A 25,182-nucleotide genomic window follows, 5' to 3' on the forward strand; every position below is an offset into this window, starting at 1 on the left:
CCTTAACTAAAAAATTATGAGAAAACTTTATCTAAGCCTCTTTGCAGGATTAATGTTTGCAAATGTAAACGCGCAAATGAAAAAAATAGCTTTCATTGGACAAGCCGATATTTATAACAGCAATATCCCGACTGCCAGCGATGGATTAACCTACGACGATGACAGAGCGGCGGCAGTTTGGTTTATGGAAACTTTCGTTCCTGCACATTCTTCCAATATCACGGGAAGTTATTTTTCGTTTCAGGATGTGGCAGAAGGTGCAGACATCAGCGGTTACGACGTGGTCTGGATACAGAGCGATGGCGCAACTTACACAGAAAGATTGAATGAATGGCCAAGAGGAACAACCGAAGGAAATGGCGATAAACATTGCATTTTGAGTGAAGCAGGTTTCCAATGGAATGGGCCATGTGGACAACTGGAAGACGATTTTATGTGGAAAATCAAGCAGTTTTATAAGTCCGGAAAGAAACTTCTATTAGGAAATTTTGCTGGAAAAGGACTTGAAGTTTTTGGGGTTTTCGATGGGCTTAATAATCCTTGGGAATACAGACCGAATCAGTCATTTGGTGACACAACCGCAAATCCGGCAAACTCATCGGGAGCTTGGGGAACCAATTGGAGTGGAAATCAGACTCCAATTCTTCTGACGGGAATCAGCACAAATGCAGTAAGTTGTGCCAATACATCCCAAAGCATCGAATTTTTGGGAGCAGGTACAGAAAAGAAAAACCGGGCCCTGCAATACAACCTGAATTGGGGTAGAATCTATGACGATGCTGGCGGTACAGGCTCAACATTAGAACAAAGAAGACAAATGTTCCAAAATATACTGAACGCAGAAATCCTTTTGGAAAATTGTGATGGAACGGAAATCCAGGCAGCGAGATTCAATCCGAGGAATTCTAGTGACGGGACGATTATCTGGTATGGTTCAGGCGTTTATGACTGGTATGCGCCAAGTGGAAGTAATCAATATGTAAAAAAGCTGACAGAAAATACACTACTCTATCTTGCCGGAGGAGAATCTATGCTTTCATCGACAGATTTGCAGGGAAAACAGAAAATCGGCATATATCCTAATCCTGTATCAGCAATCCTGAATATCCAGGCAGATGAAAATGTGAACAGCGAAATCTACGATATGAATGGAAGAAAGATAATATCTTCCCAATCTAAAACTATCCCAGTTGACAAGCTGATTCCGGGAAATTATACTGTAAAGGTTAAAGCCGTAACATCTCATAAAACCTTTAAGTTAATTAAGAAATAAACAAATAAATAGCTCCACTTTAAGACAAGTAGAGCTATTTTTATCTATCTGAAGATAGTGAAAGCTATTTATTGATAATCAATTTGCTGCTGAAATTAAGACCAATTCCATCACCGCTTATAAGGTAAGTGCCGTTTGACAGACCTGACGTATTTACAGGCTCATTGGCATTTGAATCAATAGTTTGTTCATCTATTTTCTTTCCGGATAAATCAAATATAGAAACTTTGATTTTACCCAATATCTTCACGCCATTCGTTTTTATGAAAACCTCTTTATTTGCAGGGTTCGGATATATTGTAATTTTCTTACTGGTAACTACTTCAGCTGTTCCAAGAGAACATTCCGAAGGAACGGTGAAATCTTCAACCTGATCGGATATAGCATTTGGCAATGTTCCCCTGGTAAGACCAGTTTTGGCATTAAATCCTAAACCTCTTCTTGCAAATGTCTCCCAGATCATACATTTGTTCTCTCCATTGTTTAGATCGGCATCAGCTGCTATAATAGCATCCCTGCCACTTACAAAATTCGGATAGCAACCCTGTATCTTCATTGCTTCCATTACCACTTTGACTACTTTTCCGCTTCCTGAGTCCGGATTATTGGCTATATCATTGGAAAAGCCATATTTTTCTGCGAACTTCCAATGTAGGTCCCACAACATGGTTGCCCAAATAAAACCTACTCCGTGAACATCTACGTAAAGGCTTCCGCCACCAGCATCTAAATATTTGCCATTAGTATCACCATAGGTATAGTCATTGATTGAAAAATCAGGCGAATATTTTGCGGGTCTTATACCTGGTCCATTGGCGTTTTGATTGGCAACGAATGACCCTGTAGACCTTGGCTGGGCTGCCGTTGCATCTGCTTTATTGGTTACCATCAAAGCGAAAAAGTCTGACCAGCCTTCTCCCATCTGTTCGTTGGCGTAGCTTGTGTTAAGGCAGCTGTAGCCATTTCCTGTGCTTCTTGTGGATATTCCGTGGGTGTATTCGTGGGCTATAACGCCATTATCCAAACTACCGTCGATATCGAAAGTGTTATATTTTAAATTGGCATTGACAGTTGTTCCATTTTCAATTTTGGACTTTATCAATTCCCCTTCCTCGTTATCAATCAATATTCCCGGTATAGTTACAGTACCGTCTGTACCGCTCATATTAATAATGGTTTGCGATGGCGTAGGATTATATATGATAACACCTTTTGCACCTTTGTCCTGCGCTTTTTTGAATTTAACATCAAAATTGCAGGCTCCTCTTTGAATGAGCGCTAATTTCCCGGTAAGATCTGTATTGGTCAGATTAGTACAACCATCTGCAGGTGTAGCTATTGCAACATCTGCCGTAAGTGGCGAGTTTGTTGGAAAAGCACCTCCAAAATCAACATTGTAGCCTGCAGCAGGTTTTCTCCCGACCATATCGGTTGGCGCATTATAACTTAACAAATAGCCATAACGCCAGAGATACATCTGCATTCTTGGTGAAAATCCATCCTGAGGTGTAGCGAAATTGGCATTGTTCAACGATGCGCCATCTCTGGCTTCCGACAAGACAGGGTCAAAATCTGTATAAGGCTCACCTTTTCCAAAATTGTTTGACTGAAAGTTACGTCCGGCCTCATCAAATCCATAGCGGTAAAATATGTCGTGCATTTTATTCGTCACATAGAACAAGTTGGTAATAGCTGCATTTGTGTACGTATCCGGTGATTGGCTAAGATCCAGAGGGAAATCAAATAATTTCTGCGAACCTCCATTGGCACTTGCCCCGAAAGCATTGGAGCCGTTCAGGTCGGTATAGGCATAGGCATTATTTCCGCGGGTGATATTGTATGATTCATCACCGTCATTTTGCCAACCCAATGGAGAAGCATCTAAAAACCAAGGATTGACTTCCAAAGTCCGTTGCCCGAAATTGGGTGATTCTACAGGGAATGCATAAACACGATAAGACGCATTGTCTTCAAGAAAACAATAATTATTGGACTTTTCAGAAACTGTTTCATTTCCGGACTTATGCGATACCACATCTAACTGATGTTCAGTAGAATATTTATGATCATGGAATTGACATGATACTGTGAGGTTCGTTTTTTCGATAACTTTTCCTGTGTTGGAATCTACAATAATATCCCAGTAGTTATTGGTTCCCTTCTCGAAAAAGTTGAGGACATAAGACAATTGAAGACCACCTTTCTCCGTAGGAAAATATACTAATTTAGAAGTAACCGTATTATTTTTTCTCCCTTCAAAGGTATAGTCGCTTATATCACCATTCAGTTTTCCAGAAGATAAAACAGAAGAAAAATCTTTTTTAACGTCAAATGACGCTCGTCCCACAGATATATTTTCCGGAACTGACATAAAATTGTCAGAGATATACTTTACCGAATTTTCACGAATCAATACGGACGATATAGCCCCATAGATCGGCACACCACTGTAAGTCTGCTGAATATTGATTATTGTTCCCTCAGAATTTTTTCTTTGAGACGTGTGGATAATGTCAAAGGTTTTTCCAAATGTTGTTTTACCGGCTGCAAGATGTTGTTCAATAATATTCCTGTCATTGCTTTGGGCATTTGCATAGCTGCCGGCCATCAGTGCAATTGCTGCTGCTGTTACTCTAATTGTATTTTGTATATTCAATTTCATTAGATATATGCTTATTTTTTTATGATTTTTTGCGATGATACCACACCCGCAGAATCTGTAACCTTAACGACATAATTACCTATAGGCAGATAACTCATATCGACCATTTTTGTATTCCTGTAACCGGCAACCATTTGCCCAGCTGTATTGAAAATACTGATCTCCTTTGCATTATTTTGCAGATACAGATAATCTGAGGTAGGATTTGGATAAGCGGAAAACTTTACTGTATTACTTATTTCATTAGTAGCTAATATATTACTACAATCCGTAGCATACACTGCGGTAGCATCCTTTTGCCAAAGCTGTTGTGAAGAGCTGTATGTAACATCATCTACCTGTATGCATTTCAGGTTTGGGCTATTTATGGCAAAAAAACCGATAGCATTTGTATTATTACCATTTTTAACATTGATGAATTTCATCTTTTGGTTTTCAACAGCGTTGACGTATATGAGAGCGGTATTTTTACTGGTATCAACCTCTGTTAGCTGCGAATAACTAGCATAAAAGAACTGTAACATATTGTGCGGTGTGAGGTCAATGGTCGTAATTCCTGTACTATCCATAACAAACGACCTTAGGAATTTAAGCTTGCTGATGTCAATAGAAGTTATAGGATTGGACTGTATCATAAAGGTATCCAATAATGTATTATTCGACACATCGAGCTGCTGAATTGCATTAACGCCTAGATGGAGATACGTCAGCCTGGTATTTTTACTGACATCCAGCGAAGTCAGATGATTGGCACCCAGGTTTAACTCTGCAAGCCTTGGATTTTTTGTTACATCGATGCTCGACAAATTGTTGGATGCCATGAAAAGATATGTAAGCATTGGACATTGGGTTACATCTATAGTCTCAATAGTGTTGAACATTAGGCTTGCATACTGCAAGTTCGGATGCTGCCCCAATAGAACCTGAGTCAATGCCACATTGTTTTTAATGTCCATATTTACAAGTTTGTTATTCGTTCTAAGGTCTAGACTTCCAATATTTGATCCTTCAACAAATAATTGTGTCAGTTGTTTATTGTTTGAAAGATTTACATTACTGACAGGTGATTTATTAAATGTGAGTGATGATATATTTTTAAAATACTCTATTCCGGTAACATTGTTGATCTTTTGAGTAATAATTAAACTTCCAGTGTAAGCCTCAGCTTCGCTCACCTGTATCTCACCGTCATTGTTGGCATCTATGCTAGTATAAAGCAGTATATATTCGAGAAAATTTTCATCCGGGAAATTAACGACCTGAGCATTTAATTTCGCCATGCCGCCACTAATCAGGACTAAAAAAATTAATATTGATCTTTTCATTATTTTACAATTATTTTATTTGTATTGACAGTACCATCAATAGTCTTTGTGACAAGAATATAATTACCTTTTGGTACGTTTAGCTTTAATTTACTATTTATGATATTGCCATCTTTCTTTATAAGACTTCCTTTTACATCATACAGATCGTAAGAGCCTTTCTCAAAACCGTTAAAGAATAATTCACCGCTTGCAGGATTGGGATAAATGCCAATTTCTTTCTTGTTGTGATTTTCAACACTAAGTGTAGGCAGTTCTATCTTATAGAGTTCCTGTCCTTGCGCTACTGTAAGTTTGGCCGAAAGGTAAAGTGCGCCGTTATACTCTTCCATTTTACCTAAGACAAAGTTTGTATATCCTGGTTTTAGCTCCAATGTCATTTTGGTTCCGTCCGTCGTACCATCGCTTTCCCATAGTCTGGCTTCTCCTGAACCATCACTTGCCAAAAAATATAGCTTTCCATTCAGCTCTGTTAGATTGACAGGATTCGATGCCGCCGAACCTGGATTAACATCTTTTACCAGTACAGTTCCGTCCTCAGTTCCGTCTGTTACCCACAGCTCATTCCCATTAGTACCATTGTTAGCAGCAAAAAACACTTTGCTCCCAACTTGTCTGAAATTACCTGGAAACGAACTTGATGTACCTGCATTGATATTTTTGACCTGTATTGTTCCGTCGGCCGTTCCGTCGGTCTTCCAAAGTTCAAATCCCGCAGTATTGGAACCCGCTGTAAAAAACAATGTATTATAAGCGCTGCTGTAAAAAAAATTCTGAGGATTTGAGGTGGAGTTCGGATTGATCACCTTTAAAAGTGATACGGTATTTCCGTCATAAGCGTAAATCTGATAATTATTTGTTCCGGATGTTGCAGTAGCACCTGTAATGATTTTTCCATTGACCGCACCCATTTGACCGTTTATCAAAACGGGCGTGTCAATTTCTGTAACTGTACCTTGAGAAAAATAGGATAATTTGTTGTTTTGCCTAAAAAATATTTTCCCTTCTGCCACAAGAAAATTTGAAGCTGTACCCATTCCTGGCGCCACCAATGTAGCACCAGCAGTACTGTCATAAGAGTACAGACCAGTAGTTCCTAATAAAGTCTTAAAGTATAGCTTATTATCATAATTAAGAAGTGAGGTCGGCAATGAGCTTGGTGTTCCCGGATTGAGGTCAACCACAAGATCTGTTCCTCCGGAAGTTCCGTCTGTTGACCAAAGCTCCGTACCATAATTGGGGTTATTGGCATTGAAAAAGAGTTTTCCACCGTACTTTAAAAATTCGGCAGGCGTAGAAGGGTTTGCGCCTGGATTGATATCTTTTAGTAATGTAATGCTCTGTGCACTGACAACATTGCCCAAGAACAACATTAAAATTATTTTCTTCATAATTTCTAATTTTTTAAATTATTGTATAATCACTTTTTCAGAAGTACTTACCTTCTTATCTTCAGATGTGATCTTTAAAATATAAGTTCCCGGTAAAGTCTGCAATGAAATTTTGTTATTGTTAAATACACCATTTTTTATAAGCTTTCCAGATGGCTCATAGAGATTAAAACTTCCAGACTTCAGATTAGCAATGTTTATTTCACCTTTTGAAGGATTAGGATAGATATTAAGCTTTTTGGCAGAAGCAGAAGAAACTGCAAGTGTTTCTGACGCAAGGTTGACCTTGTACAACTCTATACCAACTTGGTCAGTAGAAGTTATCCTTGCTGAAACATATAGATTATCATTATACACAAACATACCGGAGCCTGTTGCTAAAGTTGAGACCATTTTCGTCCCACTTTCAGTTCCATCAGTTTCCCAAATCTGTTTGTCACCTGTTGTACCACTCATAAGAAAATAAAGCTTATTCTTAAAGACAACCATTTTTTCAGGGAAAGAACTTCCTGAACCAGGAGTTAAATCTTTAAGCATTTGAGTGCCTTGTTCGGTGCCATCCGTTACCCAAAGTTCGGTACCTGATGTAGCTCCGTCCGACGCAGAAAAATATACTTTGCCGTTATATTCTACAAAGTTACTAGGACTGGATCCCGCTGTTGCGCTAAAGGTGTTGATATCTTTGACTATTATTGTTCCTTCATTGGTTCCATCCGTCATCCACAACTCTGCTCCGCTCCCACCATTGGCGCTAAAGAAGGTTTTCCCCAGAGATGTGCTGTAGAAAAAGTTATTAGGATATGCTGTAGCGGAAGGATTAATCGTTTTTAAATTACTAAACGACGTCCCGTTAAAATCAAAAAGCTGATACCATGTAGGAGTGGTTGAAGTTTTGGATTGCGCATTTGCAATCAATTTTTCTCCCACGCTTCCAATGACCATCACATTGGTGTCATCATCTGCAACAACTGCCTGAGAAGTTTCATCGAGGTAAAAAAGCCTTTGAGTATTGGGCGTTACAGCACTGTTGGTGGCTTTGAAATAAAGTCTGTTCCCTACTTTTATCAAATTAGCCGCAAATTTTGCTGTTGTAGATACTGTCTTAAGACCATCAACACTGTCATATGAAGCAAGTGCTCCGGAAACATTGCTTCCATTGACAACAAGAGTCGCAGTGAAATAGAGTTTGTTATTAAACGCAAAAAGATTGGTTGGCCCAGATGAAAACGCACCCGGATTGGCATCCACAACCAGTTTTGTTCCGTCACTGGTGCCATCCGATTCCCAAAGTTCAGTCCCAACTGCGGAACCTGTAGGAGTATAAGTTGCACTAAAATAAAGTTTGCCGTCAAGGACTGCAAAATTAGTTGGTACCGAATTGGCTGTACCAGGATTTATATCTTTTACTAATGTAAAAGTAGTCTGTGCTGTTAAAAGTCCCCCTAAAAAAATTGCAAGAAAGTTGATTTTTTTCATATTGATAATTGTTAGTAAACCTGTTGATTCATTTGAAAAGAACCAAGAAAAATTATCTGTAAGACAACGCTTATTGCAGATTAATTATCTTGAAACTTCAGACCTCTAAATTATCATTGTAAAAGCTATTATCATAGGGATAGACTGTCACAATTATCAAATTTGAATAAATATGAAAGTATAAATCTATATGTAAAGTACTGTATTAATTATTGTTACTTTTAAATTTTACGATTTTTTATATAATCCCATCTTTCTTCAATTTATGATGAGAAAAGACAACAACAAATATGAATATTATAAGAAATATTGATAATATACCCAGATTTCGCATCCACATTGAATTACTTTTTTCTGAGAAATTTTTGTCATAAATGTTCTCTAAACGTGAAATTGTTTGATTTTGCGATTGTAAAATTTCTCTGTTATTTTGATTATATTTTTCAAAATAATACAGATAAGATTTGGAGTCATTTCTCCAGTAACTGCTCTGTGCTTTTAATTTATAAAAAAGGCTTGTAAGTTCTGCATCGTAATGATTGAATTCATTAATATTAACGCTCTCCAATATTTTGTAAGCAGCATCATATTCTTTTCTTTTTAGATAGATATCAGCCAAGCCTAAGGACGCATAATATTTATTATATCCGATACCGCGTGTATCACCATTCAGGATTGACCTATAGATACTTTCGGCTTCTTTTGAATTTCCAAGCGCTTCCAGACAAACGGCCTTTTGAATATCTATCAATAACTTGTTCGTTACCACAACCTTTTCGTACGGAAGCTTATTATATACCTCAAGTGCCTTATTAAAATATTTAACCGCAAACTCACAATTAAGTTCATTTTTGAACACAATACCTTTAACATTGTAAACATTGCCTGTGATAAATAGAAGACTCTGTGGCAGATGAACTGTGTTTATCAGGTTCTCCGCATCATCCAGATTCTTTTTAGCATCAGTATTCATATTAAGCTGCTGATACTGATTACCTAGCATAGAAAGAAAACGAATCTGATTGATGGTATCGTTTTTCTCCTTAGATAATCTAATTCCCAGACCGGAATTATTAATGACCTGGCTAATATCTCCCAAAACCATCTGGGCATTAACCAATTTGGATAGAGCCTTGATTTTATCGTTATAATTCCTAGCTTCTGCGAACGCCTTCTCCGATATTTTCGCCGATTTTTCAGGATTACTGAACAGGAGGTCGGTTGCAAGTTTCAACTGTTTATTTTCAGTCGTTTGTGCAAAAGCTGTTAGACATACAAACAAAAACAATATGTTAAGTAACCTTATCATTCGTTCAATTTTTGAAGAAATTCCGTTGGAGAAACATTCATCCTGCTTTTAAAAACCGTGGTAAAAAGACTGTGTGAGGAAAAACCACATTCATCGGCCAGATAACTCACTTTATACTTTCTATATTCCAGATTTTCATTGATTTTATCAACTATATAATCAATTCTGAGATTATTGATATAGGAATTGAAATTCGAGTTTTTGTGCTTGTTGATGATTTCAGAAAGATAGGTCGGATTCGTGTCAAACTGTTGTGCCAGCATCTTCAGAGAAACTTTTTTCTGAATATATTTCTGACTTTTCTCAAACTCTTCCAACTTACTCAAGATCCTCTTCTCAGTCTTATCGGGAATAACAAAACTTTTAGGATCTTCCTCTTCAGTAACAGACACTTCTGCTCTCTTTTTCTTGATTCTATAAAAATAATAGATTGCTATTGCGCAGATTAAAAAAAGAAAAATTACAATACAGATATTTCGAAATAAATCATTCTGTGACTCTAGCTTTTCTTCATTTGCTTTATTGATATGGTTAACAAGCTTCGCTCTTGCCACCGCTCTTTTGGCATTTTGATCTTCTACTATTTTAAAGTAATATCTGTTAATATGGTCTAAATTGGCGAATTCTCCCACACTTGCCGAGGAAATTGCCAGGTTTTTGAAAAAATCCACCTTAAGACCGGCATTGGAAAGGTACACGGCAGAATTCTGATATTTCTTCAAAAGATCGAATGCTGCCCGAGCATTATTTCGTTTCAAATAGATTTTCGCAATATAATTATCCGCCAATATTTTGTAATAAATATCCGAATCCGATTTATTGATTAAAGATAAGGCCGAATCCAAAGCGATTTTCGATTCCTGATTATCTTTTCCCAATATTTCTGCAAGCCAAATATTAGCCTGGATCAAACTTGCATCATTATTTTTTCCTTTGTCGTTTTTAATGACAGATCTTAAAATCGCCAACCGCTCGTCCAATGTAAAAATTTCGAAACTACTATTATCAAGAGCTAGTTCAGCAAAAGCACCGCCTTTCAAGTACTTGGAATCCTTAAGATTTTTTCTTACAACAGCGAGCTCTGTTTTAAGTCCTAAGGTTTGGCAGACCTGTCCATAAAGACATTGATATTGGAAGAATTTTTCTGAATCTTTGTCTACTTCTGCTATATTCTTCAAAGAGAACAGTTCGGTCAGAGCCTCCTCATAATCGCCTTTGAGAAACAGAAATTTTATATTTAGAATTTTGGATTCGTACGGTGATATTTTGGAATAGTATTTCAGTAATTCTTCTACATTACGATTTTCATATTGCATCTTATCAAGAATTTCTTCCCTAAGAATTCCGACATCATTTTTTGTTTGTGAGGTATAAAAGACACAGAAAAAGATACACAGAAATCGCAAAATGCGGCCTGCAGCGAAAAACACTATTACCTTCTTAATTCTGTCCATCATATTGGTCCACAAAAATACGCAATTAATTTATTAAAGTACTTTCTCCTACAAGACAATTAGAAGATGAATATATTGTTTGCTAAGCTTATTAATTTTATGAAGATTCAATAAAAGTTTCATAAGAAAAATAACTTGCCAATTACCGACGTACTATCGTCGTAATAATTAAATTTTTCCAAAAAAGGAAAATGATACATACTGATTTCGCGCCTGCAGATCACTACATTTTATGCTTAGAAAAAGAAAAATTCACCAACTAGGTATAAAAAACAGTAATTGACCTGATAGAAGGTAACCTATTGATAACCGCACAGGATGAATTTCAACGAGTTGAAGACTCGAATATTATATCTTGGTCATTTTTTTAAATTTATGAAAGAAGAAAAGATTCCAGAGAATCATTTCGTAGCCGTAAACTGTGTCTTCAATCGGAATCGTTAAAACTCTGAGGCCTATAAAATCCTTGGGACTGTAGTTAACAATTGGTGAATCAAGCCCGGTTCCTGTGAGAATCCCATTGACGGTTAAAAATCCGGGCATCAGAATAAGATAAATGAATGATGCTTTACCTATCCATTTTACTTTTAAAACAAAATACAGAACTGTTAAAGTGATCGCTGTTGTCAAAAAAGTAACGAACGAATAGATCTTTTCTTTAAAAATTATGGTTAAAATCAGACATGAAATAATTGAAATAATGACAAAAACCTTTTCAATGGAGGGTTTCCAGTCGAGTTTGAAAAAATGATCCAAGCAATAATACGTAAAAACACATGAAAAAGGAATGCATACAAAAAATAGCAGTTCCTCGACCGGAAGTCCGAAAAGTCGTATGCCGATCAGGTACTGATCATTAAACCACCAAACGCCATTGGCCGTAAACCAAATATCCCACGCAATGAAAAAGAGAGCAACAATGATCGATGAAAACGAAAATGCTCTAAAATGTCTGTGAAATTTAATCTTTGGATGAAAAGAAAAAATAAAACAGATGATTATCGTGAAAAAATTAATTGCCAAATACGTGTACTGCCACATCTATGCTTTATTTTTATTGAAATACATTTTGAAATATTTGACAGGAACCCATAGGAATCCAAAACATTCACCATGCTCTTTTCCCGTGTGCTTGTGGTGCTGTTTGTGCCCCCTTCGAATCGCCAGCAAATATGGATTCTTTGTGTCCTTCAATATCTTGAATCGCTGATGAATAAAAATATCATGAACAAAAAAATACGCCATTCCATACAAGGTGATTCCCATGGCGATGTAGAAATAGGCATTGAAACCATTGATCGTTCCATAATACATCAAGGCAATTGTCGGAATGGCAAAAATGGCAAAAAAATAATCGTTTCTCTCCATTTTCCCTACATTGCTGTGGTCGTGATGGTCACGGTGCAATGTCCACAGCAAACCGTGCATAATGTATTTATGTATAAGCCAGGTGATCCCCTCCATTACTAGGAATGTAGCTAAAACAATCAGAAAGTTCATATTACTTTTTATTAAATGTTTCTTCTAAAATTTTAAAACGATAATCGAAGATATTTTTCAATTTATTCTTTACTATTATCTGATGGGCAAATTCGCCCAAAAATCCCAGCGGAAGCTCATACGTCACAGTGTCATTCATCAGAACACCTTTACCATTTGGAATAAATTCATGGAAATGCTTCCAAAGCTTAAATGGCCCTTTCTTCTGAAAATCTGTAAAACTTTGCTGAAAACTAACCTGCGTAATTTCTGTCTGCCAATCCAATTTAATTCCAAAAAGCGGAGATACGTAATAGTTGATCAGCATTCCTTCATAGATCTCGTCATTACCTAATTGAGTCCTTACTACGAAATTCATGTCTTTCGGGGTTATTTCCGATAGATTATTCGCAGAGGAAAAGAATTTCCAGGCTGTTTGTATATCGCAGTTAAGCTGCTGCTGTCTTTGAAGTTGATGTACCATTTTTAAATTCGAATTGTTTAAAGAAAGGACATTTTATACTGAAGATAACTGCTCATCATCAATGAAAATTTCTTTCCGTTTGAGATTCTAACCCTCTGATTGATAATTGCATTGGCTGAAGTTTTTTTGATCTTTTTGAAAAGTGAAATATAATAACGATATGCCAGATAAACTCCAAATCTTGAAGAATTAGGAAGTTTTTTGACCCCTTCCAGAGCTTCTCTAAATTCATCCTGAATTTCCTGCTCTATTTGAGATTTTATAACTTGATCAAAATATGCGATGTCCACATTAGGAAAATAAGTTCGTCCCAGAATCTGGTAATCATCTTTCATGTCACGCAGAAAATTAACTTTTTGAAAGGCAGAGCCCAGTTTCATTGCAGAAGGTTTTAACTTCTCATACATCTCTTTATCGCCATCGACGAAGATATAAAGACACATCAGCCCCACTACTTCAGCGGACCCGAGAATATATTCCTTATAAAGGTCAGAGTCATATTCTACTTTATGCAGGTCCATTTCCATACTGTTAAGGAATTGATAGATCAGTTGCACATCGATATTGTATTTGTGAACAGTCTCTTGAAAGCAGTTAAGAATCGGATTCAAAGAAATCTTCTCTGAAAGCGCCTGATCGGTCTGCTCACGAAATTTCAGTAAAAGTTCCTTTCTGTCAAAATCATGAAAACTGTCCACAATCTCATCTGCCAGACGCACATATCCGTATATCGCATAGATGGGATTTCTGATTTTGGACGATAAAGCCATAATCCCAAGGGAAAAGCTTGTACTGTACTGTCTTGTAGTTTCCCTACTTATCTTATATGAAAGATCGTCAAATAGTATTTTCATAGTTTAAATATTTTATGGCTTCTGTTGCTGCTATTTTCCCTGAGATGATGGAAGGCGGAACTCCAGGGCCAGGAACGGTAAGCTGGCCGGTATAGAAAAGATTTTTCACCTTTTTATTTCTGAGTGAAGGCTTCAAAACGGCAGTTTGGTTCAGCGTATTGGCCAAACCGTAAGCATTTCCCTGATAGGCATTATAATCCTCTTTGAAATCACTGATGCAGTAACTTCTTTTATATTCTATTTTAGACAAGAGGCCTGATGATCCGGTGTGTTTTTCCAGTCTTTCTATCATTTCGAGAAAGTATCTTTCCCGTGTTTCTTCATTATCTTCGATGCCTATTGCGACAGGCATCAGAAGAAATACATTTTCACAATTTTCAGGGGCAACATTTTTATCGGTTTTCGAGGGACAACAAGCATAAAACAATGGTTTTGTGGGCCATTTTTTATCTTCGTAGATTTCCGAGGTGTGAAGTTCCAGATTGTTTTCAAAAAATAAAGTATGATGTTTGAGATCAGGGATTTCTTCTTTAAAACCTAAATAATATATCAGGCATGAAGGAGCAAATGTTTTCTTTTTCCAATAATCTTCGTTATAATTTCTATATTTTTCCTGAATTAATTCTTCTTCGGTATGATGGTAATCTGATGAGGCGATAACGGTATCAAAATCCATTTCCATTCCATTGAAAGAGATCGAACTTGCTTTTCCTTTCTTAATTTTAATTTCATCGATATTAGAATTTAAATGCATTTGGACACCTTGTTCCTTGGCAATTTCAGACATGGCTTCAATGACTTTATAAAAGCCTCCCATCGGATACCAGGTTCCAAGCTTGTAACCTCCATAATTCATTAAGCTATATAAGGCCGGAATATCCTTCGGAGCAGCTCCAAGAAAAATCACTGGAAACTCCATCAGCATGATCAGCTTCGGATCTGAAAAATATTTCCTTACAAAATGATGGAAGTTGGATAGAAGGTCTAATTTCAAAGCACTTTTTGCAATTTTAGGAGAGATAAACTCAAACCAGGAATGGCATGGTTTTGTCACGAAATCCTTCATTCCCACTTCATACTTATATTGGGCATCCCTCATGAAGTCGTCTAGCTTTTTTGATGCACCTTTCTCTGTTTTTTCAAATAGATCTCTCATATCTGAATAAGCTTTAGGAACTGCCATGATTCCGTCTGTAAAAACCATTTCGAACTGTGGATCTAATGAGATCAGTTCATAATAATCAGAAGTTTTTTTCTCAAAGTCCCTGAAAAAATCATCGATTATGTCCGGCATCCAATACCAGCTTGGCCCCATATCAAACACATATCCTTTTTCGGTTGTGAACTGTCTTGCCCTACCGCCAAGACTGCTATTTTTTTCAAAGATATGAACTTCATGACCGCCTTTTGCCGCATAAGCCGCTGCTGATAATCCTGAAAATCCTGAACCTATGACCGCAATTCTTTTTTTCATATTAGTTTTTAAATGAATATTCTTCATAAACAGTCCTTATAAGATCTCGGGGTTGGATATTTCTGGAAAATATAGGATAATGAAAACGGTCGAGCTTATTTAAAATCCTGATAAGTTCCATTTTCTCATGTTGGTTGAGATCTCCGGTAACTATTTGGGTCGCTTTCCGAATCTTTCCCATATGTTCTTCCAGCATAGATAATCCCTTATCGGAAATACTGATCAATCGTTTTCTCTTATCTACATTGGATTCTAATTGTTGAATAAATCCCTTTTTAATCAGTCTGTTAATGATCAACATGCCTACCGGTTTTTCCTGAATATTTTTTTTGATCAAGTCTGTCTTCGACATACCACCAAACGCTTTCAGGTTGATAAGGTAAATAAAGTCTTCTTGCGTTACAAAGTCTGAATCTGAAATAGCTGACCTAGAATAGGTTTTAGCATATTTGCTCAAATGCAGCAACAAAGTGGTGATAGCACTTTCCGGTGTCCTTCCGCTTTCCTTGCCTTCCCAATATGGCTCACTACTTTTATTTTTAATTTTCTTGTCTTCTGTATCACATATCCAGGATTTAAAACCGTTAATATCATTTGGATAAGACATATTCGTATTTTCCTGTGCGAATTGCTCCAACAATTTTATGGAATCCAACGCCATCTCATAATTCATAGTAACAAAATATTAGTTTATTAATATTCTTTATTTTTTTTAAAAAAGTATATTAATAAATCAAATGCATTAATTATGCCAAAAGACTTAGAGCCTATTCATTTCCGGCAACATTAGCGTGGACAGAAATCGTTTTGCTGTCATTTTAAAATAATGAACCGATGCTTTAAATTCTTGCATCATATATTCGGTTTCAGGATTATTCGTCAGTTTAAAATAGAACGATTTATCCTACTTTAATTTTCGGTAAATCTGAAAGACTTAACTCTCTTTACAATCATATTTTAAATAAAAAAGTTGCACTTCATTGTATTTTCGATACAAATGTGCAACCTGATCTAGTAGAAATTATAAAATTCCAATCTGTTTTTGTATTGTTAATCAAAGCAAAAATTCAATATTCATTTAATTTTCATTGTTCCATTTTTGAATCTCTCACTTGCTGTCTGATAATAAGAAATCGTTTCGGAAACCTGTTCATTATTCTTAGATCTCACTTCTGATAAAGATTTATCCGATCCGGAAACAGCAAATTGTTTTATTCTTTTTCTGTCATCAATTTGAGTAAAAACATTACCCTTCAGCATTCCCAAAGTTCTGTAATTACCTATGAAAGCCCGTTCATCGCCGATTTTGGTTTGATTGATGTCTTTTCCATATAAACTTGTATTGTAATTCCAACCTAAATATCCAAATAATGTCGGCATAATATCAATCTGAGAAGTCAGTCTTTCAATTTTCTGAGCTGGGTGGTCCAGATTGTAAATAATTGCCGGAATATGATGTTTTGCGATATTAATTTCCCATTTTCCAGCACTGCTTGCGCAATGGTCCGCAACAATTACAAAGACCGTATTTTTAAACCAAGGTTTTGACTTTGCATCATTGATGAATTTTCCTAAAGCATAGTCCGTATATTTCACGGCACTGTTTCTTTCTCCCTGCGGAAGGTCGATTTTTCCGGCGGGAAAAGTGTATGGTTTATGATTGGAAGTCGTCATTACAAACTGGAAAAACGGTTTGTGTTCAGCCGTGCTTTTATCAGCATATTTTATGGATTGCCGGTACAAATCTTCATCACAAATTCCCCACGCATTTTCAAAACTCACTTCTTTATCTTCTATCTTGAATCTTTGAGTTTTAATATTGTCAGACAAAGGATTTCCCCTGTCTCTATCAACAATGTCGAAACCTTGCCCACCAAAAAAATTATTCATATTATCAAAATATCCATCACCCCCATAAATGAAATAAGGTTTATAGTTTTTGGCTCCCACTATGGTCGAAATCGAAAATAGACCATCATTGTTTGGCCTTCGGACGATACTGTTACCCGGAGTTGGCGGAACTGATAACGTTAATGCTTCCATCCCGCGAACGGTTCTGGTTCCTGTTGCATAAAGATCTGTAAAGAATACACTTTCTTTGGCGAGTTTTTCATAATTAGGGGTCAAATTATCTTTATTTCCAAATGTGCTCAAAAAATCAGCACTGAAGCTCTCTATTGCAATCAGAATAATATTTGGATCCTTTTCCTGACCGCCTTTCGTTACTCTGGAAATATCGTCAGATCTTAAAGACATATAACTTTGATTGTTCTGTATCAAATTGGTTTTTAAAATTTTATAAGCTTTTCTGTCTGATAATTTCGGATAAAAGGTTTCGTAATCCAATTCATTGGACCTGAAGGCTGAAACAAAAGAAAATGCACCATTTTTACCCAACTCATTAATAACAAGATTGTTGCTGAAATCTGCCTGCTTATTTTTCATTACAAGTCCTAAAACAACTGAAATCATGACGAAAGGGATTAGATATTTAAAACGAATTGAAATGGAACTTTTATCTGAAAAAGTGTTTTTGAAAACATTACATTTTTTCAAAATGAAAATCGTACCCACAATCAACCCCACTAAAACAAATGCAACTACCGGTAATGGATAAGATTGATTGATATTTTCTACAACTTCATAAGTGTAGATCAGATAATCAACTGCTATAAAATTGAAGCGAACTCCAAATTCATCCCAGAACGGAATCTCCGCTAACAGACTGAAATAAATAATGATAAGAATCAAAGTCAGATAGAAATAAGTAAATATTTTATCGAATAATGATCCGATCCATCGTTTCGGGAGAAGCAAAAGATAGACGGCATATAAGAGAACAAACATAGAACCTATGGTCAGGTCAAAAATAAATCCTGTAAAAAAAGCCCTTATAAGGTACAATAGATTAGAATCTACATTTTTTATCGTCCAAAATAGAAGAATTATCCTGATCAAAAATGAAAGCAAAAGATATAGACTTAATATACTGAATAGTGTGGAAAAGCGTCCTTTGAAAGGCTTTGCAAGTTGATCGGATATTTTTTTACGATTCATAATTCAAAATATGAACAGCAATTATAGCGTCCGATTTTGAATAAATTTTGAATTCTTAAAATTGAGCTCTATTATTTTGGAAAACATCAATCTTTCAATAAAGATATTCTATTATGGATTTGGAAAATAATCCTGTATTATTTGCAGAGACACTTTACGGTATTAGAAGAATTTTAGACCTTTAGAATTTAAAATTTTAATTCTCTGAAAGACGAATATTCAATGTTTAGAGTTATTAAAATCCTGGCCTAAATAAGTCTAGAAATGCAGGCGCAGAAAGATTCAGAAAATCAACTAGGAAATGAGATAAAATGACCCATCTTAAGCTATTGGTCTTCCTATAAGTAATTGCCCAGACAATACCCATTACAAAAGTTGAGGTGAAGATCTCATAGCCACGGAACAATTCGGAATTGATTCCAAACACAGCATGATTGGCTGAAAATATTAAGCTTGTAAACAAAATCGACAAGACAACATTCCACTTTTTTGTGTGGTCACTTAAAAGTCCTCTCCAATAAAATTCTTCCAGCCACGGGTTAACCAGCGCCAAAATAATCCATGGAATCCAAATGCTCCAATCTGAAAGTAAGTAATTATATTTCAAGAAAATAGGTAGAGGAATCAATCCTATTATTATAGCTACGATATTCCATCCCCAATTTTTATTCGAATACTTTAACCAATTTCTAATAGAATCGTTTTGGCCATACCTTAAAATAAAAAACAAAAATAAAATCCATTCGATCAAAATAAGAGGAATGAATGACCATTTCCCAATCAATTTACCAAAAACAATGGCTGTTATTATATTTACAACAATGATAATAAATGGAGAAATGATTACAATATTTTTAGAATTTGGATTCATGGATTCGTTTTTTTTATAAAATGCTATATAGCAAACAAATATAGAAATACTTCACTATTTTCAAAGTAATTGATATTTGAATAAAACATTAAATTTTTTATACAGATGGTTTTCATAAAGATAGCTAAGAATCAAAAGATTTTTAATTATTTTTGATAACAAGACTACTCCACAATTTCATTAATAAAATGTTATGAAAATTGCCAAATTATCAAAATCGTTTAAACTCATGCGATGGAAGGAAGCTTTAGCAATTATAGTTTTACTGCTGGCCTTTGTTTTTTTCAGAAGCGAAAGACACGAACTTTCATCGATTGGTCCTCAATTAAAAAATTCAAAGATTGAGTGGATTTTCATTGGAGTTCTTCTGGTTTTCATTTATGTTTTTCTCCAGGGTCTGATGTATGTTATGAGTTTCCGAAGTGTTCAACTCAATGTCAGACTTTCAGATTCAATAAGTTTATTCCTGAAACGGAATCTTCTTAGTATTTTTCTTCCCGCAGGTGGCGTGAGTTCTCTGGCCTATCTTCCCCGAAATATCAGGATCAAAGGATATAGATCTTCCAAAATCCATCAAGCAAGCGCCATCTATGGTTTTGTTGGTTTTCTGACGGTGCTTATTGTAGGCGTTCCTTTGATCTTATATGCAGTTTCTGTTAATAAGGCCTTTGACAATAGCTGGTTTGGAATTTTTTCGTTATCCGTTTTATTATTAATATTTTATGGGATTTTTATATCATTCAGAAAAAAGAATTTTCTCTATCGGTTTATTGAAAAAAGATTTCCGAAGATCATTAATTCTCTTGATGAAATATTCAATAACGAAATTGATAAAAAATACTTTTGGTACACCGTTGCAGTATCAGTAATAATTGAGTTTTGCGGCGTTTTTCATTTGCTGATCGCCATGTATGCTTTTGGCGTGGAAGCATCGTTCACTGCAGCTGCTATATCCTATGTTATCTCAATATTACTGATGATTGTCTCACCTTTTTTGAGAGGATTAGGAGCCGTTGAATTTTCACTGACATACATTCTCGCTAAATTTGGATATCATCACACAGAAGCTTTAGGCGTTACATTACTTTACCGTTTTTTTGAATTTTGGCTGCCTTTACTTTTAGGAATTATTGCTTATCTCTGGAGCGGTAGAAAACTATTTGCCAGATTATTACCTGTTATTATGATATTCTTTTTGGGTATCATCAATATTCTTTCTGTTATTACACCAGCATTGGCCAGTCGTTTATCTATCGTGAAAAGTTATCTGTCACAGGATTTCATTCATATATCCAAAATGTTCACGCTTTTGTCGGGGATATTATTGCTAATAACTTCAGCAAACCTATTTAAAGGAAGTAAACGAGCCTGGTACTTTGCTTTATTTCTTACAATCGGTTCGATTATTTTCAATCTCATAAAAGCTTTGGATTATGAAGAAGCTCTTTTTGCGTTGTTCACTTTTGGATTATTGATTTACAGCCGCAAAGAATACACTTTTAAAGTCAATAGAATTTCGTTTCAACGTGGATTCAGTTGGTTTTTAGGAATTTTCGTGAGTATTTTTATTTTCAATTATCTGAGTTTCTACTTTATCGATAAATCTCATTTCGGGATAGATTTCACAAAGAAAGAAGCGCTTTATTACACATTACACACTTTTCTTTTGTTCAAAGATTCCGGATTGATGCCACATACAGGTTTTGCAAGAGATTTCCAGCAATTGAATTATATTTTGGGAATTGTTTCCTGGCTTGTTCTGATTCTTTCATTTTACAGAACAAATAAATTGATAGAACAAAGCGATGTAGAGGATCATAATGCCGCAGAAAATCTCGTTGAAGAATATGGAACATCATCATTGGATTATTTTAAACTGACCTCGGACAAACAATTATTCTTTTCAGAAAACCGTGAAGGATTTTTGGCATACAGAATAGCTAATGGATTTGCAGTGATTCTGGAAAGCCCCGTTTGTGCAGAAAGAGATAAAATCAGTCTGATTGAAGAATTTGAAGATTATTGTAAAAATAATGGACTGAAAACATCTTATTATCGGGTTGGCGAAAGTGACCTTGCTTATTTTACAACTTTCAAGAAAAAACATTTATTCATAGGTCAGGATGCTATCCTTGATACTGAAAAATTCAGTTTGACAGGCAAAGACAAGAAATCTATCCGAAACGGGATCAATACCCTGGAAAAATCAGGATTTGTAACGGAAATAAAGTACGCGCCACAAGATGATGGAATTCTGGATAAAATCGAACAGGTTTCAGATGAATGGTTAAAGGAATTCGATAAAAAAGAAATTGTCTTTGCCGAAGGGATGTTTAAAAGAGAAGTTGTGAAAGAACAGGATCTGATCATCATTTCTGATGAAGAAGGAAACTGCGTCGCTTTTCTCAATATCATCCCGCATTGCGCACCGGACGAATGCAGTTACGATATGATAAGAAAAACAGAAAAAGCGCCTAATGGCAGTATTGATGCTTTAATCGTAAAACTTGTTGAATATGCAAAAGACAAAAAACTACAATTCATCAATATGGGAATGACACCAATGGCAGGATTGGATGAACCTAATAATACTGCAGAAGAGGTATTGAAATTCGCTTACCAAAGAGTTGGAAGTTTCAAACATTATCAAACCCTTAGAAATTTTAAAGAAAAGTATGCTGATATTTGGGAAAACAAATATCTGATCTATAATAATGACTTAGATTTATTACAAATTCCAACAGTATTAAACAAAGTGATCAAACCGTGAAAAAAATAGTAAAACCAACAGCAATCATTCTGAGTTTATTAGTAATAGGATTCACTATCCTCAAACTGACATCTAATAGTGATTTTAAGGTCGCAGAATGGAACTTTCATTCCGACAAACCGATTATTTTCTATATCAGTGGAGACTCCGGATTTAATACTTTTTCAAAAGGCATGGGAGACAATTTGCACGCTTTAGGATATGATGTTTTCGCTCTGGATACAAAATCCTATTTCTGGGAATATAAAAACCCAAAAAAAGCCTCTCACGACATTGAAAATTATATTAAAAAGCAATTGAAAGGTCGAAAAAATCAACAAGTTATCATTGTCGGATTTTCTTTTGGTTCAGAGGTCGCTCCTTTCATTTACAATAGATTTAGTAGCGATTTGAAAAGTAAAGTACAGAAAGTATTTATTATCGGACCTACGACAACCAATAATTTTAGAATTCAATATATCAATGATGATGAAGCAGATTCACAAAACCTTTTGGTAATTCCTGAAATCAATAAAATGGGAAATGTTCCGGTAATGGTGGTTCTGAGTGATGACGAGTTTACAGCTTTTCCCTATAAACAAATTACTCTTGGGACAAATTATCAAATGCAACATATCGCTGGAGACCATCATTACGGAGGAAATACAAAAATGCTGGCTGATTTTATAATTGAAAATATAAGATAAAGATATATCCCTTTTTATGAGGTACAAACAAAAATTCGTTGGTTTTAGAATTTGCTACTAGGTCAAATCTGCTTCAAGCGCTCCTCTTCCAGATCGATCTGGAACAACTGTTGTCGTATGATTTCTTCATTTATTTTCTGATCTTTGTTCAACTCTGTAAGATACTCACGCTGAATCTCCAACATTTCGATAAAAATCGCTTTCGATCTGTCATTCATCCAGCTATCATCCGTAGCTTTTGCACGTTCTTCCCAATGTCTTAAAAAAATTTCCAACCCAACATTATCTTTCAATTCGTTTTCATATTTGGATTTCAGGAATTGATGAATATGCTGCTTCAGTTCTTTTTTAATTTTCTTTTTAGTTAACAGTTCATCCTCTTCAGCAAAAATATTATCAAAAAATTTGGTCCGTTTTATAATATAAGGTAAAGTAAGACCCTGAACCAAAAGCGTAAGCAAAATCACTACAAAGGTGATGAATAGTATCAAATTCCTGTGTGGAAAAGATTCCCCATTACTCAAAGTTACCGGAATTGCCAAAGCCGCCGCCAATGAAACGACACCTCGCATCCCTGTCCAGCCCAACATCAGAGGCATCATCCATCTTCTCGTTCTGGAATCAGCATGAGGTTGTACGCTTGGTCGGAAAATCAAAGTGGCGACCAATGCCGCATAAGAACTTATCATCCTTGCTGCTATAAGAATAGCAGTAACTAAAACACTGTAACTTATAGCTGTTTCCAAGGGAATCCGATCTTCACGAAGTCCATCTATGATCTCTGGAAGCTCCAATCCAATAATAAGAAAAACAACACCATTCAAAATAAATATCAAACTTTCCCAGACACTATATGCGTGAATCCTGCTGGTGCTATTCAAAAACTTCAGCCTTCTTGCTGACATAAATAATCCCCCGCTTACAACCGCCATCACACCAGAACTATGGAATTGTTCTGCAACCCAGTACATCAAATAAGGCTCTATGATCGTAAGCGCAATATCAGACGGTGCGTCTGTGGGAAGAAATTTATGTGCCTGAACAAATGACCATCCCAGGAGCAAACCTATTCCAACACCGCCAATCACCATCCAAAAAAAACTTAATGTCGCATCCTGCCAAATGAACTGGCCTGTCCCCACCGCAACTAAAGCGAAACGAAAAATGATCAATGATGAAGCATCATTCAAAAGACTCTCACCTTCCAAGATCGTGGATAACGACCTTGGTATTTTTACAAATCTTGTGATAGCGCCTGTACTCACAGCATCTGGTGGAGAGACGATCCCTCCCAGCAAAAAGCCTAAAGCAATCGTAAATCCCGGAATAAAATGATTGGCAACCAATGCAACAGATAAAGCCGTAAAAAAGACCACCAGAAATGCAAAACTCCCAATAATCCTCCACCATTTTTTCATTTCTTTAAATGAGATCTTCCAAGCTGCTTCAAAAAGCAAAGGTGGGAGGAAAATAAAAAAGATAAGATCAGGGTCTATTTTAATAACCGGCAATCCAGGAATAAAGCTTATCAGCAATCCTCCAACAACCAATAATACAGGATAGGCTATCTTGAGTTTTGCGGCCCACATATTCAGGAGAACGATTATGGCGACCATCGCCAAAAGAAAAGGTAAAATAGTATGCATTTGATCTTTGTGTCTAATACACAAAAATAACAATTAGAATGACTTATCTAAACCATAATCTTCAAAAGGAAAAAAACCATGATATCCATCATATGAAATTATTGATTCCACAATAATTTAACTTTTTTTATATAATATCAAAAACTTCGACACTGATTTTCATCATCATTTAGCAACCTAACAAATGTCATATCTGTTTTTTCATTAATCTTTGATGCAAAAGCAATATTTATTGATAAAAAAACAATTATTTAAAAGACAAAATCAATAAGTATTATTTAATTTATTTATCGATTCCTTAATCACTAGACAAAATAAGATTTTTGTCATTTCAAAAAAATAGCTTTATTTTTATTATCATCATACCTTTGACCTATCAAAATTGAATAATATATAATTACAACAATTAAATTTTATTAAAATGAAAACAACGAAAAATCTAATTAAAACTGTTTTAACTTTTGGAGTTTTATTAATGACCCAATTGACAAATGCACAAAAATTATCCATCCAAAGCTCTAATATCAAAATAGACGGCACCTCTACTTTGCACGCTTGGGATATGACCTCTAAGCAATCTGTATTCTCCGGAACAGTTGCAGGAAATGCTATTACAAATGTAAGATTTGTTATGAAAGCCACCTCATTGAAAAGTAATGAATCCGGGTTAGACAAAAACGCCTACAAAGCTTTGAACACAGAAAAATATCCTGACATCGTTTTTACAGCCGCATCTATACCTACAAGTGGAACTGCAACAATAACAGGTAATTTGACCATTACAAATGCTACAAAAGAAGTAAAAATCCCAGTAACAGTAACTAAAAACGGAGACAACTACAATATCAAAGGAACGACTAAGATCAAAATGACAGCCTTTGGCGTAACACCTCCAAAATTGATGATGGGAACCATCAAAACCGGTGATGATCTAACGATTACTATCAATGTTACCGCAACTAATTAATTAT

General features: G+C 35.6%; 19 protein-coding genes. 4 read left to right on the forward strand and 15 right to left on the reverse strand.

Translation table 11 applies throughout. From position 1 onward, the window contains the following. Window positions 1-76: 76 nt before the first annotated feature. Window positions 77-1,273, forward strand: coding sequence for a DUF4960 domain-containing protein (locus RTX21_RS12775; protein WP_312768255.1), 1,197 nt, complete (start codon window positions 77-79; stop codon window positions 1,271-1,273). 64 nt (window positions 1,274-1,337) lie between these two features. Here RTX21_RS12775 and RTX21_RS12780 read toward each other — a convergent pair whose 3' ends face one another. The 14 genes from RTX21_RS12780 to RTX21_RS12845 all read right to left on the reverse strand — a co-directional run bounded on the left by RTX21_RS12780 (window position 1,338) and on the right by RTX21_RS12845 (window position 19,109). Next, entirely contained in the window at window positions 1,338-3,935 is a 2,598-nt protein-coding gene (locus tag RTX21_RS12780; protein ID WP_312768256.1) for a T9SS-dependent M36 family metallopeptidase, read from the reverse strand. An 11-nt stretch (window positions 3,936-3,946) separates the two neighbouring features. Further along, on the reverse strand, window positions 3,947-5,260 hold the full coding sequence (locus tag RTX21_RS12785) for a T9SS type A sorting domain-containing protein (protein ID WP_312768257.1): 1,314 nt from the start codon (window positions 5,258-5,260) through the stop codon (window positions 3,947-3,949). Continuing rightward, window positions 5,260-6,651: an ELWxxDGT repeat protein gene (locus tag RTX21_RS12790; RefSeq protein ID WP_312768258.1), complete on the reverse strand. Its 1,392-nt coding sequence runs from the start codon at window positions 6,649-6,651 to the stop codon at window positions 5,260-5,262. Before RTX21_RS12790 ends, RTX21_RS12785 begins: the two co-directional genes overlap by 1 nt. Before the next feature lie 18 nt (window positions 6,652-6,669). Continuing rightward, complete coding sequence (locus tag RTX21_RS12795) at window positions 6,670-8,127, reverse strand: ELWxxDGT repeat protein (RefSeq protein WP_312768260.1); 1,458 nt, start codon at window positions 8,125-8,127, stop codon at window positions 6,670-6,672. 238 nt (window positions 8,128-8,365) lie between these two features. Next, window positions 8,366-9,436: a hypothetical protein gene (locus RTX21_RS12800; protein WP_312768262.1), complete on the reverse strand. Its 1,071-nt coding sequence runs from the start codon at window positions 9,434-9,436 to the stop codon at window positions 8,366-8,368. Next, complete coding sequence (locus tag RTX21_RS12805) at window positions 9,433-10,752, reverse strand: helix-turn-helix transcriptional regulator (protein ID WP_312768263.1); 1,320 nt, start codon at window positions 10,750-10,752, stop codon at window positions 9,433-9,435. Before RTX21_RS12805 ends, RTX21_RS12800 begins: the two co-directional genes overlap by 4 nt. A 486-nt stretch (window positions 10,753-11,238) precedes the next feature. Then, window positions 11,239-11,931 (reverse strand): lycopene cyclase domain-containing protein, encoded by a 693-nt coding sequence (locus RTX21_RS12810; protein WP_312768266.1) that lies wholly within the window; start codon window positions 11,929-11,931, stop codon window positions 11,239-11,241. After that, the gene (locus RTX21_RS12815; protein WP_312768267.1) at window positions 11,932-12,390 is read right to left on the reverse strand and encodes a sterol desaturase family protein; all 459 of its coding nucleotides are present in this window, start codon (window positions 12,388-12,390) and stop codon (window positions 11,932-11,934) included. A gap of 1 nt (window position 12,391) precedes the next feature. Then, window positions 12,392-12,853: an SRPBCC family protein gene (locus RTX21_RS12820; RefSeq protein WP_312768268.1), complete on the reverse strand. Its 462-nt coding sequence runs from the start codon at window positions 12,851-12,853 to the stop codon at window positions 12,392-12,394. Between the two features lie 17 nt (window positions 12,854-12,870). Then, a complete protein-coding gene (locus RTX21_RS12825; RefSeq protein ID WP_312768269.1) occupies window positions 12,871-13,707 on the reverse strand; it encodes a phytoene/squalene synthase family protein in 837 nt (278 codons plus the stop codon). Next, a complete protein-coding gene (locus tag RTX21_RS12830) occupies window positions 13,691-15,181 on the reverse strand; it encodes a phytoene desaturase family protein (RefSeq protein ID WP_312768270.1) in 1,491 nt (496 codons plus the stop codon). Before RTX21_RS12830 ends, RTX21_RS12825 begins: the two co-directional genes overlap by 17 nt. 1 nt (window position 15,182) lies before the next feature. Beyond that, entirely contained in the window at window positions 15,183-15,854 is a 672-nt protein-coding gene (locus tag RTX21_RS12835) for a MarR family winged helix-turn-helix transcriptional regulator (protein ID WP_312768272.1), read from the reverse strand. Between the two features lie 401 nt (window positions 15,855-16,255). Then, window positions 16,256-18,238 (reverse strand): LTA synthase family protein, encoded by a 1,983-nt coding sequence (locus RTX21_RS12840; protein ID WP_312768274.1) that lies wholly within the window; start codon window positions 18,236-18,238, stop codon window positions 16,256-16,258. Between the two features lie 235 nt (window positions 18,239-18,473). Then, window positions 18,474-19,109: a CPBP family intramembrane glutamic endopeptidase gene (locus RTX21_RS12845; RefSeq protein ID WP_312768275.1), complete on the reverse strand. Its 636-nt coding sequence runs from the start codon at window positions 19,107-19,109 to the stop codon at window positions 18,474-18,476. Between the two features lie 193 nt (window positions 19,110-19,302). Here RTX21_RS12845 and RTX21_RS12850 point away from each other — a divergent pair, with 193 nt between their 5' ends. Both RTX21_RS12850 and RTX21_RS12855 read left to right on the forward strand, forming a co-directional pair. Beyond that, a complete protein-coding gene (locus RTX21_RS12850) occupies window positions 19,303-21,879 on the forward strand; it encodes a phosphatidylglycerol lysyltransferase domain-containing protein (protein ID WP_312768276.1) in 2,577 nt (858 codons plus the stop codon). Continuing rightward, window positions 21,876-22,565, forward strand: coding sequence for an AcvB/VirJ family lysyl-phosphatidylglycerol hydrolase (locus RTX21_RS12855; protein WP_312768277.1), 690 nt, complete (start codon window positions 21,876-21,878; stop codon window positions 22,563-22,565). Before RTX21_RS12850 ends, RTX21_RS12855 begins: the two co-directional genes overlap by 4 nt. A 62-nt stretch (window positions 22,566-22,627) precedes the next feature. On the opposite strand, the gene RTX21_RS12860 is transcribed toward RTX21_RS12855, so the two are convergent. Continuing rightward, window positions 22,628-24,211 (reverse strand): Na+/H+ antiporter, encoded by a 1,584-nt coding sequence (locus RTX21_RS12860; protein WP_312768279.1) that lies wholly within the window; start codon window positions 24,209-24,211, stop codon window positions 22,628-22,630. Between the two features lie 421 nt (window positions 24,212-24,632). Here RTX21_RS12860 and RTX21_RS12865 point away from each other — a divergent pair, with 421 nt between their 5' ends. Further along, entirely contained in the window at window positions 24,633-25,178 is a 546-nt protein-coding gene (locus RTX21_RS12865) for a YceI family protein (protein WP_312768282.1), read from the forward strand. The last annotated feature ends 4 nt before the right edge of the window (window positions 25,179-25,182 follow it).

The sequence above is a fragment of the Epilithonimonas sp. genome, from assembly GCF_032054305.1.
Classification (GTDB): Bacteria; Bacteroidota; Bacteroidia; order Flavobacteriales; family Weeksellaceae; genus Epilithonimonas.

Excerpts from the sequence above, each read along its gene's own strand:
- RTX21_RS12775 (WP_312768255.1), top strand. The coding sequence starts at position 77 with ATGAAAAAAATAGCTTTCATTGGACAAGCCGATATTTATAACAGCAAT.
- RTX21_RS12780 (WP_312768256.1), bottom strand. The coding sequence starts at position 3,935 with ATGAAATTGAATATACAAAATACAATTAGAGTAACAGCAGCAGCAATT.
- RTX21_RS12785 (WP_312768257.1), bottom strand. The coding sequence starts at position 5,260 with ATGAAAAGATCAATATTAATTTTTTTAGTCCTGATTAGTGGCGGCATG.
- RTX21_RS12790 (WP_312768258.1), bottom strand. The coding sequence starts at position 6,651 with ATGAAGAAAATAATTTTAATGTTGTTCTTGGGCAATGTTGTCAGTGCA.
- RTX21_RS12795 (WP_312768260.1), bottom strand. The coding sequence starts at position 8,127 with ATGAAAAAAATCAACTTTCTTGCAATTTTTTTAGGGGGACTTTTAACA.
- RTX21_RS12800 (WP_312768262.1), bottom strand. The coding sequence starts at position 9,436 with ATGATAAGGTTACTTAACATATTGTTTTTGTTTGTATGTCTAACAGCT.
- RTX21_RS12805 (WP_312768263.1), bottom strand. The coding sequence starts at position 10,752 with ATGCAATATGAAAATCGTAATGTAGAAGAATTACTGAAATACTATTCC.
- RTX21_RS12810 (WP_312768266.1), bottom strand. The coding sequence starts at position 11,931 with ATGTGGCAGTACACGTATTTGGCAATTAATTTTTTCACGATAATCATC.
- RTX21_RS12815 (WP_312768267.1), bottom strand. The coding sequence starts at position 12,390 with ATGAACTTTCTGATTGTTTTAGCTACATTCCTAGTAATGGAGGGGATC.
- RTX21_RS12820 (WP_312768268.1), bottom strand. The coding sequence starts at position 12,853 with ATGGTACATCAACTTCAAAGACAGCAGCAGCTTAACTGCGATATACAA.
- RTX21_RS12825 (WP_312768269.1), bottom strand. The coding sequence starts at position 13,707 with ATGAAAATACTATTTGACGATCTTTCATATAAGATAAGTAGGGAAACT.
- RTX21_RS12830 (WP_312768270.1), bottom strand. The coding sequence starts at position 15,181 with ATGAAAAAAAGAATTGCGGTCATAGGTTCAGGATTTTCAGGATTATCA.
- RTX21_RS12835 (WP_312768272.1), bottom strand. The coding sequence starts at position 15,854 with ATGAATTATGAGATGGCGTTGGATTCCATAAAATTGTTGGAGCAATTC.
- RTX21_RS12840 (WP_312768274.1), bottom strand. The coding sequence starts at position 18,238 with ATGAATCGTAAAAAAATATCCGATCAACTTGCAAAGCCTTTCAAAGGA.
- RTX21_RS12845 (WP_312768275.1), bottom strand. The coding sequence starts at position 19,109 with ATGAATCCAAATTCTAAAAATATTGTAATCATTTCTCCATTTATTATC.
- RTX21_RS12850 (WP_312768276.1), top strand. The coding sequence starts at position 19,303 with ATGAAAATTGCCAAATTATCAAAATCGTTTAAACTCATGCGATGGAAG.
- RTX21_RS12860 (WP_312768279.1), bottom strand. The coding sequence starts at position 24,211 with ATGCATACTATTTTACCTTTTCTTTTGGCGATGGTCGCCATAATCGTT.
- RTX21_RS12865 (WP_312768282.1), top strand. The coding sequence starts at position 24,633 with ATGAAAACAACGAAAAATCTAATTAAAACTGTTTTAACTTTTGGAGTT.